The sequence below is a fragment of the Psychrobacter sp. APC 3279 genome (assembly GCF_030407795.1).
In the GTDB taxonomy this organism is placed as follows: Bacteria; Pseudomonadota; Gammaproteobacteria; order Pseudomonadales; family Moraxellaceae; genus Psychrobacter.
Window position 1 is genome coordinate 46316 of record NZ_JASDCR010000020.1, and the last position, 21635, is coordinate 67950.

Sequence of the window (21635 nt, forward strand, 5' to 3'; positions counted from 1 at the left end):
AGGAGGTCTTTCTCGTTTAATTAGGATTGACGGTATCGGTATTTTGGATAAACCACTGTTCAATCACGCTGTTTGCAGGCTCATGGTTACTTTGCTGTTGTAGTGACTGCTTTGTCACTAGTAAGTCGTGTAATTGCTCGGCATAAGCGCGTGGTTGTAGCAATCGCATTACCATGCGGCAGATATTGTCACCGCTCGCTTGCTCTTGAATCAGCTCAGGTACGATTGGTGCATTAGCCAATATATTAGGCAATGCCACATATGGTACTTTTACCAGACGCTTGGCAATTTGGTAAGTGAGCTGATTTAATTGATAGACTACTACCATCGGACGTTCAAGCAGCATTGCCTCTAGCGTTGCTGTCCCAGATGCTAGCATCACGATATCTGATGCCGCCATGGCATGTTGGCTAAACTCTGGCTGGGTATCATCATAGACCACCACAATTGCTGCACGTAGCTGCTCTGAGCGTTGGTCGATCACTTCTTGCACGATATATTGATGGTTTTGATCGACCGTTGGAATGATGAAGCACAGCTTAGGATCTAACAGGATTAACTTTTGAATACCATCAAGCATCAATGGCAAAATGGCCATAATTTCACCGCGCCTAGAGCCTGGCATCACACAAATAAGCTGACTCACATCATCAAATCGTTCGATGAAGAACTGCTGCAACCCATCATTGTCCCAAACGAGCTCACTGCGACGTTGATTGATTGGTGTATCGATAAGGGTCTGATCAATGGTTCGTAGTAAGGGATGACCCACACAGATCGCTGGATGGTTATGTCGCTCATAAACTGGCAACTCAAATGGGAATAGGCATAGCACTAAATTGGTCGCCGCTTTAATATTATGGATACGTGACTCGCGCCACGCCCAAATAGAAGGGCTGACGTACTGCACACAAAACACGCCTTGGGGCTTTAGTTTTTTGGACACGCGTAAATTGAAATCAGGTGCATCAATACCGACGAACCAATCAATATTAGCAGCCTTAAATGCGCTCAATAGCTCGCGACGTGCTTTGAGCAAATCCGGTAGCTGCGACATGACCTCAACCAGACCCATCACTGCCAAGCGCTCTAACGGAAAAATACTCTGTAGCCCTTGTGCTTGCATCTTTGTACCGCCCACGCCTACCCAGACAATATCATCACGTAGATTATTCATTTGCCGCATAAAATCTGCGCCTAAGCTGTCACCAGATACCTCACCTGCGACGATGCCTATCACTAGCGGCGTAGCATTTATATTTGCTACTTGAGAATCCGTCTCGGCTTGATAAATGAGGTCAGTATGGTGATGAGACGTAGCAGAATCTGTCATGACAAGCTCTCGATATTAGAAATACACAAAATAAAATAAACCGTTATTATAAAATATAACGCAATAAATCAGCGATACGACCTCATGAATAATATGCGCACTCATCCGTACTGTTTTAATACCACAGTTTGGGCCATCCATCGCTAATGTTGCTATCATACTTGACGATGGTACAAATAGCGAAATTCATACATAAAATCTGAACGTTATGCATCAAAAACTCAACCAACTCTTATTAATAGATAGAAAAACCAAATGCTAAACGTGCATTTAGAACGTCAAATATCACGCTAAGTCTCTATAAGTATAACTAAGTTTTAGTTTCCTCATTCCAGTTATCAGTCAATTAACTGCTCGACTACCCTTGTCAACCAACACTTTTGTCCGCATAATGATTATTCCTATAAATCAGCTAGACGATATATAACCATGACAACATCAGTTACCCATAATGCAGATATTGACGACGTGAATATTGAAAAATTTATTCCTTTGATTACCCCCGCCGAGCTAAAAGCCGAGCTGCCTCTGTCAGACGACGCGTATAACACCGTACTAAAAGGTCGTAATACTATTCAAGATATCTTGGATGGTAAAGACAAGCGTTTGTTTGTGGTCATTGGCCCTTGCTCTATTCACGATATCAAAGCCGCTCACGAATATGCCGATCGTTTGGCCGTATTGGCAAAAGAAATTGAAGACAGTGTATTTGTGGTCATGCGTGTTTATTTTGAAAAACCTCGTACGACGGTTGGCTGGAAAGGCATGATCAACGACCCTGACATGAATGACAGCTTTGATATAGAAAAAGGCTTGCGCACGGCTCGTAAATTGCTACTTGATTTGAATGAAAAAGGTCTACCTTGCGCGACCGAAGCACTTGATCCAAATACACCGCAGTACATACAGGATCTAATCAGCTGGTCAGCCATTGGTGCACGTACCACTGAAAGCCAAACGCATCGCGAAATGAGCTCTGGCCTATCATGCCCAGTTGGCTTTAAGAACGGTACTGATGGTGGTATGACAGTTGCTGTAAATGCCATGCAAGCGGTTAAAGAAGGTCATAGCTTCTTAGGTCTATCATCAGATGGTAAAGTCTCTATCATCAAATCTAAAGGTAACCCTTACGCGCACGTGGTACTTCGCGGTGGTAATGGCAAGCCTAACTATGATGAAACTGCGGTAGCCCAAGTTGAAAACGAGCTGGCAAAAGGCAAGACCAATAGCAAGATTATGATTGACTCAAGCCATGCCAACTCCGGTAAAGACCCTTACCTACAACCGATGGTTATCAAAAACGTTGCCGAACAAATTCAAAACGGCAATAAATCAATTATCGGTATGATGATTGAGAGTCACTTAAAAGGCGGCAATCAAAAACTGACTGCTGATTTGAGCCAGCTTGAGTACGGCAAATCAATCACCGATGGCTGCCTAGATTGGGATAGCACCGTCACAGCATTACGTGACTTACGTGATATGGTAAAAGATGTACTACCAAATCGCTAATAGCTATCCGCGATAAATTATCGTCGAGCAAATAATAAAAAGCCCCTTTCGCACCAGTGCGAAAGGGGCTTTTTATTTATGAATATTCTATAAGAAACACTCTATTCTAAGACTTGGTTAGCAATGACCAGCAACGATACATGTTTCGTTAATTGGTCAGAGCTAGCCTTATTTTTACATTAGTATTTTTATAACATTGATATTACATGTCAATGCATATTGCACTGCTCTCAATTAACTATTTGCAGCACCTAACACACTCTCCAAGCTTTCGAGCACATGCTTAGACGAGACATTCTTTCGTAAATCTACCAGCTGCTCATGCGCCATTTGACGGCGAGGCTCAGCCAACGTATTCCAGCGAGCTAGTACTTGCAGTAAGCGCGATGCCAGTACAGGGTTGGCATCATCTAATTTCTGAATCACACCTGTATACATCTCTAGACCTTCTGCCGTCCAAAGTACCGTCGGTTGCGAACTAAAAACGCTGATAACCGAACGGACACGGTTAGGCGTATTCCAATCAAAGTCTGTGTGCGTCAGTAGCGACTTGACCATATCAGGCGTTACATCGTCAGCGGCAGCTTGTACACTGAACCACAGATCGATAACCAAATCATTTGCTTGGAAACGCTCATAGAAGTCCGCTAAGTACTTATCCGCATCTACCAATTGATGATTGACCATGGCCTTCAATGCACCAAAGCGCTCAGTCATACAGCTCGCATTATCATACTGCTGCTGCGCCCAGTCTGCTGCATCATCTACATTGGCAGTCAACGCCATGTCAAGCACGACATTACGCAGCGCACGAATGCCTCGAGCTTCAGCGCTATCCTCATAAGCCTGCATTGGCAAGTTGTTGTACAACTCAACCCATTGGTCTTTTAACTTACCAGCTACTTGCTTATATAGCCCATCGCGCTGCTCTTTAACCAGCACTGGATCGTAGTCTTTAGAAATAGCAGAAGCCAACTCTTGCGCTGATGGAATATCAAGCAATCGTGCCGCTAGCATCGCATCATCAGCCGCTAAGACAGGCAGCGTCTGCGCCAATGCTTCTAGGTATACATCAGGGCTGCTCTTCGCACCTTGTCCTTGCAGCAAAATACGATTTACTAGCATTTGAGTAACCTGCCAGCGGTTAAACCCATTGGTTTCATGCTTAAGCAAGAACGCTAAGTCTGCATCTTGGTAGTCATAGTTAAGCTGTACTGGCGCGCTAAAATCACGTAGTAATGACACAACAGGCTCGCTCGCAACGTTTTCGAAGACAAACGTTTGCGTCGCCTCGTCAAGCAATAACATACGCTCAGCGACGATAGCACCTGAGTCTTTATCGAACAATGCTGTTGCTACAGGGATCGGCAATGGTTTTGGTGCATCAAAGCCTTTGACATGGCGTGTCTGCTGATTCAAAGTGATGGTCAGCGTCTGTGCGGTGCTATCATAGGTTTGAGAGCCTGATACTACTGGTGTACCAGGTTGACGATACCAATCGATAAAATTCTCGATTTTGTCATCAGTGATACTCAGCGCTGACAAGAAGTCCTCAACCGTTACTGCTTGTCCATCATAACGACGGAAGTACTCATCTGTTCCTTTTCGGAAATCATCTGGCCCTAATGTATTGGCAATCATACGCACAATTTCAGCGCCTTTCTCATAGACAGTTGTCGTATAAAAATTATTAATCTCAACAAAACTTTCTGGACGTACTGGGTGTGCTAATGGGCCTGCATCTTCGCTGAATTGATGGGCACGTAGAGTCGCTACGTCATCAATACGCTGCACCGCACTTGACTGCTGATCTGCTGAGAATGACTGATCACGGTAAACGGTAAAACCTTCTTTTAAGCACAGCTGAAACCAATCACGGCAAGTAATACGGTTACCTGTCCAGTTATGAAAATACTCATGAGCAATAATGGCTTTTACGCTAAAACTACGGGCATCAGTGGTCGTATCAGGGCTAGATAACACGCAAGCAGTGTTAAAAATATTCAAGCCCTTATTTTCCATCGCCCCCATATTGAATTGGCTGACCGCCACAATCATGTAGCGATCTAGATCGTAGGCTCGACCATAATTGACCTCATCCCACTCCATGGCATCTTTTAGGGCTTGCATACCGACATCGCATTTATCGATATCAGCAGACTTGGCGTACAACTCAAGCAACACTTCTCGACCTTCGCTGGTCGTATAAGAATCTGTCAATACGTCTAAATCAGCAACCACACAGGCAAATAGATAACTTGGCTTATTGGTTGGATCGTGCCAGATGGCATAATGGCGGTCTGGCGCATCGGCCACTTCACCTGCTTCGACTAAGTTACCATTGGCCAATAACGTCGGATAGCGCTTATCTGCTTCAAGTCGCGTGGTAAATATCGCTAGCACATCAGGGCGATCCGGATAAAAAGTTATCTTACGGAAACCTTCTGGCTCGCACTGAGTGACAAACATAGTATCGTCGCCACTGCCCGCCATATATAAACCTTCAAGCGCCGTATTGGTCTGTGGGCAGATACGCACTTGAATATCTAAAGTAGCTCGCTCAGGAGAATTATGAATCGTCAGCTTACCCGCTTCCTGCTGATAATCCTCAGTGCTCAGTACCTTACCATTCATCGTAATCGTTAGCAGCTCTAATGACTCGCCAAATAAAACAATGTCCCCTGCCGTTTGACGTACCATCTCAAGCGTACTGTCTACCTGCGCATAGTCTTCAAACAGCTTAATATCTAAATGCACTGTCTCGACATCAAAACTTGGTTTGGTATAGTCTTTTAAGTTAATCTTGCTTGGCGCATGAGGCGGCACATCTGGCATTTCAGGATTGATGATTTGTGCATCAGTTTCAGCAGTAGACATATGGTGTCCTATTATTATCGGTGGTTTGGTTATAAGTTATTTTTACTGGGAATGAGTAAGATAGTAATGAGTAATATCATTTCGCTATTTGCAGAAGGCTCTAGTGCAAATAAAGACTTTATCTTTAGGCTAACTAATCAGCTAAGCACTTAGTAAACTAAGCACATAGACAAAGCTTTGCAATGATTAAGCTAATTTTAATCGCTAATCTTACCTTCTCTTTAAGCTTATAGCTAGATTGACCTAAATCGCCAAATTTCAAGTATGTATAGTAAGATATCGTCGGTTCAAGATGATTTAAATATGAAACATACGTTATCAATTGGATAATGTCGTTGAAAATGATTTAATAGTCGTACTGATGACCAATCATTTAACTAACGGCCTATTATATGACAAAAAATACGGTGAAACGTGCAGACATTACCCTACCTTTGCTTATGGAGTATGTTGAGGCACTACTACCCTCATTGACGACTCAGACAGAACAGTCACCTGAGCATAATAAAGATAATAGTGAAGCATTATGGGTAACACATAACCATGCCGACTTATTAGCACTACAAGCACAACTTGACGATACTACATCTACTAATGAGAACACTAAATCAAGGCTGAACGCACGACACTTATCAACGCTATCAGATCTTGCTAAACAGCATGTACCTGATCGTTATGAGCTTGCTTGCTTTTGGCTGCCTACTTTGTCAGAAGAGCTGACTCAACACTATGTGCCGCTACTGATGCGCTACCGTGACCTGTATGCCGCGCATTTACTTATTGCATTGGACAGCTCGATAGATTTGAAACCTTATGGCTTTACGCCATTTGATATATTGAATGAGCCATCTCTAAATATTGATGACATTCAATCTATTACCTCATCAACCGTTACTGCGACGCTTTGGCAATTTAATCTATATGACTACAAACAACTACCAAATTGGCTCAATGCTGACTACTGGGCCAACCCTGAAAACTGGGGCAAGCATCGCTGGTAATACACTCAATTTTATCTATCGTAATTTACAGTAAAAATACTTACATAAATTAACATTTAGTATATTATAGATAGAGATTGCCTAAGTTTTATCGGAAGCAGTTTAAAAAAACAAATTTAATTAAAATTTTAGGAGCTCGTCATGTCAATCAGTTTTTCTAAGATCGCTGTTCTTGCTGTGCTATCAAGTGCCGTTGCACTAACCACTGGTTGTGCGACCAAGCGTTCTACCTCAGAAGTTGTTGTTGCTCCGCTAGGTATTCCAGGTGGACAAGTTGGCTATAATGGTGCGGTTATCGTTGATAACTCAAACGCTGTCATTACTGGCGCTGAGAATATCCAAGCAGTAGTCTACTTTGCCTTTGATAGCAGCGAAATTACTGCTCAATCAGCGAGCGTCCTTAACCAACACGTAAGTCTGCTAAATTCAAACCCAGCAGCGACTGTCGTTATCGCAGGTCACACTGATGAACGCGGTAGCCGTGAATACAACATGGCACTAGGTGAGCGACGCGCACAAGCTGCACGTAACTACCTTGCTGCTCAAGGTGTCACTGCAAACAACATCCGTGTGATTAGCTATGGCGAAGAGCGCCCTGCAGCAGCTGGTAACACAGAAGACGCGTATGCACAAAACCGTCGTGCTGAGCTGTCTTACTAAATTGTGATTTAGCGTTATTTATAGCGTTCGATGATTAAATAAAAGCCCAGCAAAAGTATATTGCTGGGTTTTTGATATTTTTGACCAAATAATTAAATATAGATTATTTAGACAATACATAGCGTTCAAACTTACATACTCTTATATATTCAGTTCTATAATAATCGTTTTTGACGACTAGTAATATATGCCGACTTTCAACCTTACCCAGATACAGTATACTCAACTCGACACCAAGACATGGTGTGTGACGGCCCAAGTGAGCGAGTCAATCAGTCATTCAGTCACTGAGAGCTTGTGGAAAAAGTCATTATGGTTGTCATCATGTAATACATCGTATAAAGACATCATCAAGTTCAGTAGCTTAAAATGGCACTATAAAGTGGCGACAGCAGCACCTAGACACTCAGTACCTACTCTAGCACGTAAACAGCGTCAGCAGCAGCGACAAGGCGTCAGGCAACTATTGCAAGAGCTGCTTAGAAAACTAGAAATAGATGACACCTTAGATGAGTCAAGCTTTCCCTATCGGCTCGTTAATAGTCAGCATTACGTATGCTTTAGTCATACAGGAGTTAGTAGTTCAAAGCAAACTACAGAATCGAATCAGACAAATTTTACGCATTTACACAGCAAAATAGCGGTTGTTATCAGTCATCAGCGTCCTGCTGGTATCGATATAGAGGCCAATAATATTGCATGGCATGTAGTCAAACGTTTCTACTCAGAGAGTGAGTTGGCTATTTTACAAGAGCTATCTACAGATCAGCGAGAACGCGCTGCCAAACTGTTATGGCAAATAAAAGAAAGCTTTATCAAAGTGAACCAATATACGTTAGCTCAAGGCTTGGGTATGGATTACTCTCACCTTATTCCTAGCTTGATTGAAAATAACAAAGAGATTAACTCTGACTCTGTATTCAATGATAGTGAGGATACGGATTACCAATCTGTTTATCGTATTGCCGCGTTACAATCGCAGCAGACTGTCATCGTTTTTTGAGCAAGGTTTTCTAAGTAAAGTTCAAACCTGATTTTTAGAATATCTTTTAATACTTTATTTTAAGCATAAAAAAACGACCCTAAAAAGGATCGTTTTTTTATTTTCTACTAATGACAGTCTTTAAACTGTGATTAGATTAGAAACGGTAAGTTGCACCAAGTTTAACAATTGGGAACCACTCTAACCAATCTTTATCTTCTAAATCTTTCTCAGCTTGGTCAGCTACAAGTTCTGCATCTGGATTAGTATTACCAGCTACGCGATTAATTGTTGCAGTGGTTTTACCCATATATGCTGCGCCAACTTCACCAAACAAACCAAAATTGTTAGTAATATTAGGACGGAAACCAACTGTTAGGTAAGGTGCTAACTTGTTACGATGTTCAATAGTCCCTTCTAAAGCACCTACGTCACTTAATAGATACTCTTCACCATTAACACTGTAATACGCGTCGTCACCACTACCCTCAGGATTTGCACGCACATCAATATCGTTGTCAGGAACGATGATACCAGCACCCATCGTGAACCAGTTACCAGTAGGACGCAATTGCACACCTAAGTAAGGATTGCTAAAATCACTATCAACATCATAATTGATGTCATTTGCGTCAAAATCACCGCCGAAAAGGTCAGCTACATCGCCACCTGCCCAACCAGCTTGCAATTCAGTTTTTTCGTTAAGTGACCAACCGATATTCGCACCATAACCTAGAGTACCAACTTCAGCGCTAACTGATGCTGGGTTTACTACTTTACTGAAGAAACCTTTAGTACCACCAACAACAGCGCCAGTAGTGTTGCTTACTACACCAGCGTTAGCATCATATGCGTAAGAAGCAGGTTCTGCTTGATAGGCAACAGCAACTGGCTCAACTTCATATGCAACTGCAGCGTTGTCATCAACAACGATAACTGGATCAGCAGCTAATGCAGCAGTTGATGCTAGAACAGCAGCAGAGATTGCCGTCAATTTAATAAATTTCATAATTATTCTCCTAAAGTGTGAAATAAACCCGCCCATAAAAAACGATGATTGTGCTTTTGTTAAACCATCATTTTGTTGAGGTGATTAAAACAATTCTGACTTGAAAAGTCACCCCTACTGATGCTGTTTTTATTTGCCATTATGTAAAGATTGCATAGGTACTGTAATAATTGCTACACCAATCTGTAAAAATTCGCTTTTATGTTACATAACGTCCTTAAAGTAACCAAACAGCGTAAACATGAGACTTCGCTTGCTTAATGTTTATGTAAGGGTATTGCAAAACATGTCCACATAGTTATCTAGAACGCACTTTGAATCAATGACAATTATATGGCTCAACCTTACAGAATAGTGTGCCTTGTGAGTTGACGTATCTATTGTTACGTATATAGGCAAATCTACGCCAACAAATAAAACGATATAAATGATCTCATATAACGCGACTAACGCTTGCCTCAAGCGAATATTATGCTAAATTAGTTGTTATAATAGATTTGTTATAGAACGTTAGTAATGTCACTATTTGTCTTATTTATGAAAACCTTGTGATGCTGCCTGCTCTATTTCTTTACTCCTACTGAGCCATATATATGCCTAAAGTATCGTCGATTACCCGTGTACTAGAAATCATCGAAGCAGTGTCCTATGCTTCAAAACCGCTTTCTCCACTTGAGCTCTCACAGGAGCTAGATATCCCTAAACCGACCATTCATAGATTGATTCAAAACTTGGTTGATGATGGTTTTTTGACTGTTGATATTGGTGGCGGTATTATCCCTGGTAAGCGCGTACGCAATTTGAGCGTTGAGCTCTGGCAGCAACGGTTATTTTTTAACGAACGGCAGATGATTTTGCAAAAGCTGGTTGACGAGCTAAAAGAAACTTGCGGCATTGGTATTCCTTATCATATGAATATGATCTATACCAACCGTGCTCAAACGACCTTACCACTACAGATTTATCTTCCTGTCGGAGCAAAATCACCCATGTGGTGTACAGCGACTGGCAAGCTCTATCTAAGCCAACTATCTACAACTAGCCGTATGAAAATTCTACAAGGGTTGCCATTAGATAAGTTTACTAAGAATACGATTACTGATATCAATGCATTAAATGCCGAGCTTGATCGTATCGCTGATACTGGTATCGGCATTGATAATGAGGAGTTTATCTCTGAGATGGTGGCAGTGGCTGTACCTATCTTGGATAAAAAGCAACGCTATCTGGCTTCTCTCTATCTGCATGCGCCCACCATACGCGTCTCCTTAGATGATTTGCTGACGCACGTACCAAGACTGCAAGAAGCCGCACAAGACGTTCAGACGCTCGTCTATGATCTGCAGAGCTAATACTATCTATTAGCCATCAAAAAAGGTCTACGCTATGATTTTAGCGTAGACCTTTTTCTTTTTAGCAAATGCATTCTCTTAATTAATGCCATCTACTAGTGATACTAAAAATTCTTAATATTAGTATTTTTAAGAGTTAGCATGTCTAAAAATTGATATGTCTAAGAAGGTTACACCCAAAAGAGACACAGTTAAGAGAGTCATGTTTAAGACAATAATGAGACATCATGACGTCCGATAATACTAGAAAAGTCTTTATCACCATTCTCTACAGTATGTGAGGCATATAATTCTGTTGCTTTAGCACCCATTGGCGTGTCTACTTCAGTGTCTTGAGCAGTCTGCATCGCAAGGTTTAGATCTTTTTGCATCAATTTGCTCATAAAGCCACCTTGATAGCCATTGCTAGAAGGCACATTTTCCATGACTTTTGGATAAGGATTATAAACTTCTAGTGTCCAATTACGCCCTGAACTCTGTAGCATAATGTCTGATAGCACCTTGGGGTCTAAGCCGTTCTTGACACCTAGATTAATCGCTTCTGCCGTGCCTGCCATCAGAATACCTAACAGCATATTGTTGCAGATTTTTGCGACTTGTCCTGCGCCGTGCTCGCCAGCATGAAAGATGTTTTTCCCCATCACAGCAAGTATTGGCTCAGCCTTAGCAAAAGCAGCAGCATCGCCACCGACGATAAAGGTCAAGCTACCAGCAACTGCCCCGCCTGTACCGCCAGAGACTGGTGCATCCAAGAAGTCTATCCCAAGCTTACTTGCCGCCTCTGCTACTGTCCTTGCATCAGCTGCCGCAATCGTACTACTGTCAATTACAAGCGTGCCTTTTGGCAGTTCTGCAAGTAATCCATTAGAGCCACTATCGCCTAAATATACAGAATGTACATGCTGGCCTGCAGGCAACATACTAATCACAACTTGAGCATTACTGGCAGCATCTTTAGGACTTTTTGCGACACTAGCCCCTGCTTGTGCTAGGCGCTGGGTTGCAACTTCAGACAAATCAAAGACAGATAGCGTGTAACCTGCCTTTAATAAGTTCTCTGCCATTGGCGCACCCATATTCCCAAGCCCAATAAAGGCGATATTCGGTTTGCTGGGCTCATTATTCATTGTACTTATATCCTTTGTACCCATCTCATCACTCCTTGATGATTTATAATGTAGCTATTGCTACATACTGTTTGACAGTATTTATTAGTGAATATTGCTTACTAGTGAATGCTACTATCTTATGTCTTAGCATCCTTCTTTAAAACTTTATAAAATCGCTGACAGTCTTACGTTATAAATTTCTTTTAGGCAGTCAGCCGACGTATCGACTACCCAAGGCATCGCTACCCAGCCAATCGCCCAAAGGATGCTCACCTTTTGGATAAGGATTGCCAAAATGCTGATCGATATACGCCTGCCCTTCTACACTTAGACAGTCTGCCAATGAACGCGACCATTTGGGATTTCTATCTTTATCAATTAATAATGCCCGCACGCCTTCTTTAAAATCAGGATTGGCCGCGCAATGTACTGCGACATTGGTCTCTAAATACAGTACTTGTTCGATCGATAGGTCAGCGACTTTGTGATATAACGCATAGGTTAATGCAGCCGTGACTGGGCAGCCATGCCGATAGGTTGCAACTGCGCGCTGAGTCCAACTGTCTTCTGCAAAGTCTTGGTTTAGCTGCATGAGTGCTTCATCGCTTTGTAGCAATGCATCGATATCAGCCAGACCGCCACTATTCATCAGTTGCTGAATAGGCTGCCAGTAAGTTGCAAGCTTACTATCAGACAGTTCGGCTACGGGCAGTTCAGCAAGTGCACGACTGACAATACTATGTGCGCTATTGCTATGGCACTTATCTGCACCGCTCGTGTTATCGACTGCCTGCCAGTCGCTCTGTTTAAGACGCTGTATGACGGCATCATAATCATGACTGGCAACGGCATACTCTGCTAGATTGGCCAATAGTGCATCGCTGCCATTGCACATCGCGCCAGTTAGACCTAAAAACAAACCCGTCTTAGCAGGCATACGCTGTAAAAACCAACTGCCAGAAGCATCAGGGAACAGTCCAATAGTGACTTCAGGCATGGCGAAACGTGTGCGCTCAGTGACCAGACGATGACTACATCCTGCCATCAGTCCCATACCGCCGCCCATGATGATACCGTCACCCCAAAGTATCAGTGGTTTCGGATAAAAGTGCATTTGACGATAGAGACGATACTCGTGACTAAAAAACTCAGTAGCATACGGGTTTGGCATTGGTGCACTGGTAGACATGCTGTCATAGAGCTTACGAATATCGCCGCCCGCACAGAACGCTTTGTCGCCCGCACCTTTTAACACAAGCGCTACCACTTGCTCGTCCGCTTGCCACTGCTCTAACTGCGCTGAGAGCAATTGACACATATCAACGCTGAGTGCATTAAGTGATTTTGGGGTGTTAAGTGTCATGACTCCAATCAAGCGTCCACAATCTGTCGGTTCAGTATTGAACAATACAGAGGCCTCTTGCTCGGTATTATTCGAAGAGTTTTGGGTATCGTCGGTAGCTGCTGTCATAAAAGTGACCTACAAAGTTAAAAAGTTAAATAATGTCATGAGTGTTATGACTCAAGAATTTTAAGCAATGCTTATTTGTTTTGCCAATTGGGTTGACGCTTTTCTAAAAAGGCTTGCACCCCTTCGCGCTGATCCATTGTGTCAAATAGCTTAACGAAAGCTTCACGCTCATGGATAAGATTTTGTGCAGGCGGCGTGTCTCTAGCCGCCTGAATAAGTGCTTTAGAATAACTGACGGCGACAGGCGATTGTTTCGCTACTTTCTTTGCCAAATCTTGAGCGGCTTGTAGTCCCGAGCCTTTTGCCGTGACCTCCTCAACCAAGCCAATACGTAATGCAGTCTCTGCATCAACGCGTTCACCGCACAGTATCATACGCTTTGCCCACCCTTCACCGACTAGCCAAGGTAGGTTTTGGGTACCACCTGCACAGGGCAGTAACCCCACACCTGTCTCTGGCAGTGCCATCTGAGCGTGCGCTTCTGCAATACGGATATCACATGCAAGCGCACACTCTAGTCCGCCACCCATCGCATAGCCGTTGATGACGGCAATACTGACACCGCGATAGGCAGACAGGGCCTCAAACGCTTCGCCAAATGCAATCGCCATGCTTATTGCGCGGCCTTTATCACCATCTGAGAAGTTGTTTAAATCTGCACCAGCTGAGAAGAATTTTTCGCCATCTCCATGCACAATCAATGCGTAGATATCGTCGTTGGCATTGAGGTCGGTAATGAGCTGCTTAAGTGCATGTAGACTGTCTATCGTCCACGTATGTGCCGGTGGGTTATTCAACGTCAATGTTGCGGTATGGCCATCAATTGATAGCTGTAGATTTGTATACTCTGTCATAAAACATCCTTGTTTCAGTAAAACGAGATAAGTTAGCGGAGCTGACTTAACCCTTCATCTTGCAAGACCTGACGTGAAATAATCACACGCATGATCTCATTGGTACCTTCCAGAATTTGATGCACACGTAAGTCTCGTACATGGCGCTCAAGTGGATATTGATTTAGATAACCATAGCCGCCGTGCAACTGCAGGGCTTCATTGGCAACATCGAAACAAAGATCCGTAGATAGACGCTTTGCCATCGCGCAGTAGGTAGACGCTTGTCCATCATTGTTATCAACTTTATCAGCTGCTAGATACAGCATTTGGCGTGCGGCGATGGTCTGAGTCAACATATCAGCAAGTTTAAACTGTACCGATTGTAAGCTAGCAATTGGGCTACCAAACTGGCTACGCTCTTGTACGTAACTGGTTGCCGTCTCTAACGCCGCTTGTGCCGTTCCTACCGCACAAATACCGATATTAATACGACCACCATCCAGTCCTTTCATCGCGATACGAAAGCCTTGACCTTCTTCACCTATCAGGTTTTCTACTGGGACTTTGACATCTTTAAAACTAATCGTCCGTGTCGGCTGTGCTTTCCAGCCCATTTTATGCTCGTTTTTGCCATATTCGATACCAGCACTATTGGCATCTACGACGAACGCTGACACGCCTTTTGGCCCTGCCGCGCCCGTACGCGCCATCACTACCAATACATCGGTTGAGCCTGCGCCAGAAATAAAGGTTTTTTCACCGTTCAGTACGTAATGCTCGCCTTGCTTATCCGCTTTGGTACGTAAGGAGGCTGCATCAGACCCTGCATTTGGTTCTGTTAAGCAGTAGCTGCCAAGCCACTCACCGCTGACCATATTGGGTAGATATTTTTTGCATAGCGTATCGCTACCATATTCACCAATCATCCATGCGGCCATGTTATGAATACTCATATACGCTGCTACAGCCGTGTCGCCCCATGCAAGCTCTTCGAATACCATCGCTGAGTCCAGTCTTGGGAGGCCTAAGCCGTCATACTCTGGATTGGTATACAGTCCCAAAAAGCCAAGCTCACCAGATTTTTTGATCACATCTATTGGGAAATGCGAGTTGCGATCCCATTCAGCAGCGTTTGGCTTTAGCTCTTTTTGCGCAAACTGACGAGCCGTTTGGCGAAAGGCGACTTGGTCATCGGTCAATGAAAAATCCATAGGGTCATCCTTGTTCTTATAGATCAAATAGAGGGCTTAAATTTCAGATAAACATCAATAAAAGCGTTAGTAAAAATGTTGATCAGAGATTTTATAAGACATTAGCGCGACATGATAGCGGCATAACGATAGTAAAATTGCGTTTAATAGTACCGCAAGTCGCATTATCGTCATACCGAAAACACAAAATGTCATACTGAAACAACAGTGAGCTCACGATTAAATTGAAATCGTTGTGTTGACACCGCGGCTTGCTTCATCATCAAACCAACGTGCGGTCACTGTCTTTGTCTGAGTATAGAACTGGACGGCTTGCTTGCCATAAGGACCTAGGTCACCAAGCTTGCTGCCACGTGAACCTGAGAATGAGAACATAGGTAGTGGCACAGGGATTGGCAAGTTAATACCGATTTGACCAACCTGAATGTCTTGCTGGAACTTATGTGCAGCCGCCCCTGACTGAGTAAATATCGCCGTACCATTGCCATGTGGATTGGCATTCAGTAGTTCAATCGCTTCGTCCAAGCTGTTAGCACGCATGATACATAGTACTGGACCAAAGATTTCTTGTTGATAAATTTGCATATCACTTGTGACATTATCAAAGATAGTTGGGCCTACAAAGTTACCTTTCTCGAACCCTTCAACGGTAATTCCACGACCGTCAAGTATCAAGCTTGCGCCCTCTTCTACCCCAGTTCCAATCAAATGCTCGACACGGGCCTTTGCAGCAGGCGAAATCAGTGGTCCCAAATCCTTGTCATTTTTGCCAGCTGAAACGATTAAGTTTTCTGCTTTGGCTTTAATCTCATCAATCCATTCACCAGCTGCGCCTACTAGTACGACGACTGACAGTGCCATACAGCGTTGACCAGCGGCGCCAAATGCTGCGCCTGCTAGCTGATTGAGAGTTTGCTCTTTATTAGCATCAGGCAGGATAACACCGTGGTTTTTTGCACCCATCATACATTGAGCACGCTTACCTGATTGGCTGGCACGCTCATAGACATGTTTACCAACGTTGGTAGAACCCACAAAAGAAACCGCTTTGATATCTGGATGGTCGCAGATAGCATCGACGGTTGCTTTGCCGCCATGTACCACATTCAGCACGCCTTCTGGTACGCCCGCTTCAATCGCTAGCTCAACTAAGCGCATAGTCACCATCGGATCTTGTTCAGACGGTTTTAGGATGAATGTATTACCCGTAGCAATCGCCATTGGGAACATCCATAGCGGAATCATCGCGGGGAAGTTAAATGGCGTAATACCAGCACAAACACCGAGTGGTTGCCAAATACTATAAGTATCAACGCCTGATGCGACGTTTTCTACAAAGTCGCCGATTTGCAAATTGGCGATACCAGCGGCATGCTCTACCACTTCTAAACCGCGGAACACATCACCGCGTGCATCAGCAATCGTCTTTCCTTGCTCTGCGGTCAAGATTTCTGCCAACTCATCCATATGATCACGAATCAGAGACTGATACTTTAAAAAGATACGCGCACGCGTGGTGATTGGCGTTTTGCGCCATGTCTCAAACGCAGTCTGTGCGGCTGCGACAGCTTGGTTAATCTCATCATTAGTAGTTTGTGGCACTTTGGCAATGACTTCTTGCGTCGCTGGATCAGTGATATCAATCCATTCGTCGGTGTTTGATTGTACGAACTGACCATTGATGAGCTGTTGAACGTGGTGCATAAGATATCCTTATCTTTTTTGCGAGACTACCGTGTGACGGCACCTAGATATTTATTAGAAAAATAAAAGCGATGAGTATCTGACTATAAAACATTATTAAAAACTAAATTTTAAAATGATTTATTTTGTATCGTTATTGACTATAACAATAAATCATTTTTACGGTCAAGCGCTTTATCAAAATTTTTGCTAAGTTTATTTTAATAGCACGTGCTCTTATAAAAATTGTTTAAATAACAAAAACAAAAAAGCCCATGATGACTCATGAGCTTTTTAAAGTTAACCTGAATTTGATACGCAATGAACAACATCACTATTTTTGTATGAGGCTAATTTATACCAATCAATAATCCTTCATCGATTGCTTAATCGCATCAATAGCGGCTGGATTATCAAGCGTCGACATGTCGCCTGTAGGCCTGTCCTCTGCTAACGCCCGAATAGATCGGCGTAGGATTTTGCCAGAGCGCGTCTTTGGCAATGCCTGCGGGAAATAAATGGCCGCTGGCCTTGCAATACCGCCTAAGGATTTGACCACAGCACCTATGACTTGCTGCTCAATGCGGAAGCGGTTTTCGGTGGTTTCGACTTGCGATTGATCTTTTAGGACGCAGAACGCAATTGGTAGCTCGCCTTTTAGCTCATCTTGGATGCCTACCACAGCGCATTCTGCCATCTCTGGATGAGTACTGATTGCTTCTTCTATCTCTTGCGTGCCTATTCGATGGCCTGCGACGTTTATCACGTCATCGGTACGCCCCAAGATGTAAAAGTAACCGTCTTCATCTGTCACTGCATAGTCTGAGGTAGAATACTGCTGGCCATCAAAGAGACCAAAGTAGCTGCTGACAAAGCGCTCATCGTTACGCCATACCGTGGTGAGACAGCCAGGTGGTAGTGGCGCTTTAATCGCAAGTAATCCTTTTTCGCCAGCCTGACAAGGATCGCCCGTTTCCTCATTGATGACATGCGCCTCATAACCATACATCGGGTAACCAGGTGACCCCTGCTTGTGCGGCTTATGATTGAATTTTGGCGTATGGCTCAAGATTGGCCAACCAGACTCTGTTTGCCAATAGTGATCTAAAATTGGTACGCCTAGGTGCTGAGTCAACCAACTAGCCGTCGATTCATCAAGCGGTTCACCTGCGAGAAAGAACGACTTCACACTAGACACATCGTAACGCGTCATCCAGCTTTCATCTTGCTTTTTGAGCATACGCACGCCTGTGGGTGCGGTGAATAAAATATTAACTTTGTTAGCTTCGACGATGCGCCACCAAATACCTGGGTTTGGCATATGCGGCAAGCCCTCATACATAATACTGGTCATACCCGACAGTAACGGCGCATAGATCGTATAAGAATGCCCGACGGCCCAACCAATATCAGATATCGCCCAGAACGTCTCGCCCGCCTTGCCGTCATAGACATAATCTATCGACGTCGTCAGCGCGACTGCATGACCACCTGTATCGCGCTGTACCCCTTTTGGTGTGCCAGTAGTACCAGAAGTATAAAGTAGATAGGACGGGGTATTGGACTCAAGCCAAACCGGCTCTACGACTGCATTGGCCTCACAGCTATGACGACGCTCGGCCGCATAATCAACATCGATCGCTTTGGTTTCAAATGGCAATATACCGCGATTAATCACTAGCACATGCTCTGGTTTGACAGTCGCTTGCTCGACGCCTTGATTGACTAGGTTTTTATAATTGACGACCTTACCGCCACGTAGCCCTGCATCTACCGTAATGACCATTTTGGCCTCGGCATCGTCCATACGGATAGCCAAGTTATGGGCAGCAAACCCACCAAATACGACTGAATGGACGGCACCAATACGCGCACACGCCAGCATGGCATAAGCCGCTTCCAATATCATTGGCATATAGATGATGACACGGTCACCCTTGCCAATACCGTGACGCTGTAGCACATCAGCAAAGTAATTAACTTCTTTATACAAGTCATTATAAGTCAGGCGACGCTTGGTATAATCTGTATAAAACTCGACGTTATTGCCCAAATCTTTAAAAGAATCAACAACCGCTGGAAAGGTTTCTATCAATTCTTGATTAATCTCTGATGACACCCACACAAAAGCATCTTGCTCTGCACGGTCTGCTAGATGACGATCGACGCAGTTATAACAAAGATTGGTCTCGCCGCCGACAAACCATTTGGCAAAAGGCAGATTACTGTCATCTAAAATTTGCTCAGGCTCTTTATGCCAATAGATACGCTTCGCCTGCTCAGCCCAAAACTGCTCTCGATCCGTAATAGACTCGTGATAAATATCAGCGAAGTTTGGCGTGTCTGTTGCTTGGGTGGAAACTGGAGATTGGGAATGGTCGCTCATAGTAGCTGTCCTTAGCATAAACGAGAAATGAGGCAATAGTATTTTATAGTTAAGGCACTCAATAAGTTGTAACGGTAATCACCTCGCACGGCGCACTATCTGCGTGCAACTGGCTGATACCAACTCTAAAATGCTTCAACTATAAAAAACCATGTCTTAGTAAATACTGGTCATCCTTGCCAGAATTAAAAAACCGATACATATCGTATCGGTTTAAAATGTAGCAGAGCCTATCGAAAAGGTCAACTATTAAGCGTGTAATACGCGCTACATTTTGACGAATACAAATATTTGAACATTTAACTAATACTAATTATATCTCAGTTTGATTGGCATACATCTCACGCATGACTTTTTTGTCATGTTTGCCAACGGAAGTTTTTGGTAGCTCATCAACGAATTTAAACTGGCTTGGTACGCCATACTTAGGAATGATACCGCGCTCTACCGCTTTTTCTGCAATCGCTTTGATATCATCAGCACTGGTATCCTTAGCATCAGGCTTTAATACCACTAAAGCCAATGGACGCTCACCCCATTGCTTATCACGCACCCCAATCACTGACACATCGGCTACTGACGGATGTAGTGATAAAATGGTCTCAATCTCTAGTGATGAAATCCACTCACCACCTGATTTGATCACATCCTTTAAGCGATCGGTGATTTTGATATAGCCATCAGGACGTATGTAAGCGATATCTTGGGTATGCATGTAGCCATTTTCCCATAGCTCTTTGCCAGCGTCATCGTTTTTGAGATAGCTTTGGGTCAACCAAGGCGCACGCAATACCAGCTCGCCTGTATTGTCTGGTCCAGTTCCCACTGACTTATTGCCTTCACCCCATACCTGAGCATCAACCATAAGCACTGGCTTACCTGTCATACAACGACGAGCAATGTCTTCTTCTTCAGTCATTTCAGGCTCATCGAGACTAAAACCCGTTAAGCTAATAAGCGGGGCGGTCTCTGACATACCATAGCCTGTATAGACCTCAATGCCTTGGGCCATGGCCGTTTTGGCTAGTCCTTCGGTCAATCTTGAACCACCAATAATCATCTTTAGACCATTAAAGCTGGCATCGCGATCTTGTGCTTCTTTGAGCACCATCTGCAAAATTGTTGGTACACAATGGGTGATACTGACCTTTTCATTGACAATCAAATCCATCAACGTATCAGGTGCATAGCGACCTGGATAGACTTGCTTTAGACCAACCATCGTTGCTGTAAACGGAAAACCCCATGCATGCACATGGAACATTGGCGTCATCGGCATATAGACATCACCATAGCTCACGCCTTGCTTATCAGGCAGCATACCCAAGGTTGCCGCTTCTGCTAGTGTATGTAGCACTAGCTGACGATGGCTAAAGAAGACCCCTTTTGGATCACCTGTCGTGCCTGACGTATAAAAAGTCGTTGCGATGGTGTTTTCATCAAAATCTGGAAAATCAAATTCGCTATTGGCAGCTTCTAATAGCGCTTCATACTCGCCTGAGACACGGCTTTGATTACTACCAAAGATACCTTCAGCAGTGACACCGTTGTCATCAAGCCAGATAATATGCTCAATACTTGAATTTTCAAACTGATAGTCTTTAACCAATGGCGCAAACTCAGAGTTGAGCATCAGTACTTTAGGCTTGGCATGGTTGATGGTATAAAGAATTTTCTCAGGCGATAGACGGATATTGACGGTCTGTAAAACGTACTCTGACATTGGTACGGCAAAATAAGACTCAAGATAGCGATGACTGTCCCAATCCATCACGGCAACCACATCACCTGCATCAAGCTTTAAGTCTGCCAATACATTGGCCAAGCGATTGATCCGCTCAAACAACTCTTTATAAGTTAGGCGCTTTTTGTCCGCATACACAATCTCTTGATCTTGCGATACCGTTTTTGCACGGCTTAATAATTGCTTGACCAGTAATGGATAATCGTAGGCAGATGGTGCACTGTGGTAAATGTTTGACATAGAACTGACTTCCTTGTTTGTCGTACTTATAAGGGGTAAATAACAATAATAATAACAATCAAGTTAATAGCAGCATAAAATCTACTGCGCTAACCATTTTAATTTTTATAATAATAGGGTCTGTTAAACATTCAAATGTGGTGCTGGCAGTCACTATTTTTTAGACAATATGCAGTGCAATTTTTGACGCCTAGTCATTCTAGGTTAGACAATTTCGCCATATATTGGC

15 protein-coding genes are annotated in these 21635 nt (G+C 43.6%); 5 read left to right on the top strand and 10 right to left on the bottom strand.

Going from position 1 to position 21635, the window contains the following annotated elements; genetic code table 11:
• Positions 1–16: 16 nt before the first annotated feature.
• Positions 17–1333 (bottom strand): lipid-A-disaccharide synthase, encoded by a 1317-nt coding sequence (lpxB, locus tag QL898_RS11250; RefSeq protein WP_290176861.1) that lies wholly within the window; start codon positions 1331–1333, stop codon positions 17–19.
• Between the two features lie 429 nt (positions 1334–1762).
• On the opposite strand from lpxB, the gene QL898_RS11255 reads away from it, so the two are divergent.
• Positions 1763–2845, top strand: a complete 1083-nt coding sequence (locus QL898_RS11255; RefSeq protein WP_102078467.1) for a 3-deoxy-7-phosphoheptulonate synthase — start codon at positions 1763–1765, stop codon at positions 2843–2845.
• A 234-nt stretch (positions 2846–3079) separates the two neighbouring features.
• Here QL898_RS11255 and pepN read toward each other — a convergent pair whose 3' ends face one another.
• Positions 3080–5680, bottom strand: a complete 2601-nt coding sequence (pepN, locus tag QL898_RS11260; protein WP_290176880.1) for an aminopeptidase N — start codon at positions 5678–5680, stop codon at positions 3080–3082.
• A 434-nt stretch (positions 5681–6114) separates the two neighbouring features.
• Here pepN and QL898_RS11265 point away from each other — a divergent pair, with 434 nt between their 5' ends.
• From QL898_RS11265 to QL898_RS11275, 3 genes are all read left to right on the top strand, one after another.
• Positions 6115–6723, top strand: coding sequence for a DUF6231 family protein (locus QL898_RS11265; protein WP_290176862.1), 609 nt, complete (start codon positions 6115–6117; stop codon positions 6721–6723).
• 141 nt (positions 6724–6864) lie between these two features.
• Positions 6865–7383 (top strand): peptidoglycan-associated lipoprotein Pal, encoded by a 519-nt coding sequence (gene pal, locus QL898_RS11270; protein ID WP_057760480.1) that lies wholly within the window; start codon positions 6865–6867, stop codon positions 7381–7383.
• Positions 7384–7570: 187 nt separating this feature from the next.
• The gene (locus tag QL898_RS11275; RefSeq protein ID WP_290176863.1) at positions 7571–8386 is read left to right on the top strand and encodes a 4'-phosphopantetheinyl transferase superfamily protein; all 816 of its coding nucleotides are present in this window, start codon (positions 7571–7573) and stop codon (positions 8384–8386) included.
• A gap of 136 nt (positions 8387–8522) precedes the next feature.
• Here the strand turns inward: QL898_RS11275 and QL898_RS11280 are convergent, their stop codons facing one another.
• The gene (locus QL898_RS11280; RefSeq protein WP_290176864.1) at positions 8523–9374 is read right to left on the bottom strand and encodes a hypothetical protein; all 852 of its coding nucleotides are present in this window, start codon (positions 9372–9374) and stop codon (positions 8523–8525) included.
• 593 nt (positions 9375–9967) lie between these two features.
• Between QL898_RS11280 and QL898_RS11285 the strand changes: the two genes are divergently transcribed.
• Positions 9968–10726 (top strand): IclR family transcriptional regulator, encoded by a 759-nt coding sequence (locus tag QL898_RS11285; RefSeq protein ID WP_290176865.1) that lies wholly within the window; start codon positions 9968–9970, stop codon positions 10724–10726.
• Positions 10727–10932: 206 nt separating this feature from the next.
• Here QL898_RS11285 and mmsB read toward each other — a convergent pair whose 3' ends face one another.
• The 7 genes from mmsB to QL898_RS11320 all read right to left on the bottom strand — a co-directional run bounded on the left by mmsB (position 10933) and on the right by QL898_RS11320 (position 21406).
• On the bottom strand, positions 10933–11877 hold the full coding sequence (mmsB, locus tag QL898_RS11290) for a 3-hydroxyisobutyrate dehydrogenase (RefSeq protein WP_356639171.1): 945 nt from the start codon (positions 11875–11877) through the stop codon (positions 10933–10935).
• 169 nt (positions 11878–12046) lie between these two features.
• Entirely contained in the window at positions 12047–13306 is a 1260-nt protein-coding gene (locus QL898_RS11295; protein ID WP_290176868.1) for an enoyl-CoA hydratase/isomerase family protein, read from the bottom strand.
• A gap of 71 nt (positions 13307–13377) precedes the next feature.
• Positions 13378–14160: an enoyl-CoA hydratase gene (locus QL898_RS11300; RefSeq protein WP_290176869.1), complete on the bottom strand. Its 783-nt coding sequence runs from the start codon at positions 14158–14160 to the stop codon at positions 13378–13380.
• Between the two features lie 32 nt (positions 14161–14192).
• Complete coding sequence (locus QL898_RS11305; RefSeq protein WP_290176871.1) at positions 14193–15353, bottom strand: acyl-CoA dehydrogenase family protein; 1161 nt, start codon at positions 15351–15353, stop codon at positions 14193–14195.
• Between the two features lie 219 nt (positions 15354–15572).
• Positions 15573–17057 (bottom strand): CoA-acylating methylmalonate-semialdehyde dehydrogenase, encoded by a 1485-nt coding sequence (locus tag QL898_RS11310; RefSeq protein ID WP_290176872.1) that lies wholly within the window; start codon positions 17055–17057, stop codon positions 15573–15575.
• Between the two features lie 343 nt (positions 17058–17400).
• Positions 17401–19422: a propionate--CoA ligase gene (locus QL898_RS11315; protein ID WP_290176873.1), complete on the bottom strand. Its 2022-nt coding sequence runs from the start codon at positions 19420–19422 to the stop codon at positions 17401–17403.
• A 313-nt stretch (positions 19423–19735) separates the two neighbouring features.
• On the bottom strand, positions 19736–21406 hold the full coding sequence (locus QL898_RS11320; RefSeq protein WP_290176875.1) for a fatty acid--CoA ligase: 1671 nt from the start codon (positions 21404–21406) through the stop codon (positions 19736–19738).
• Positions 21407–21635 lie beyond the last annotated feature (229 nt).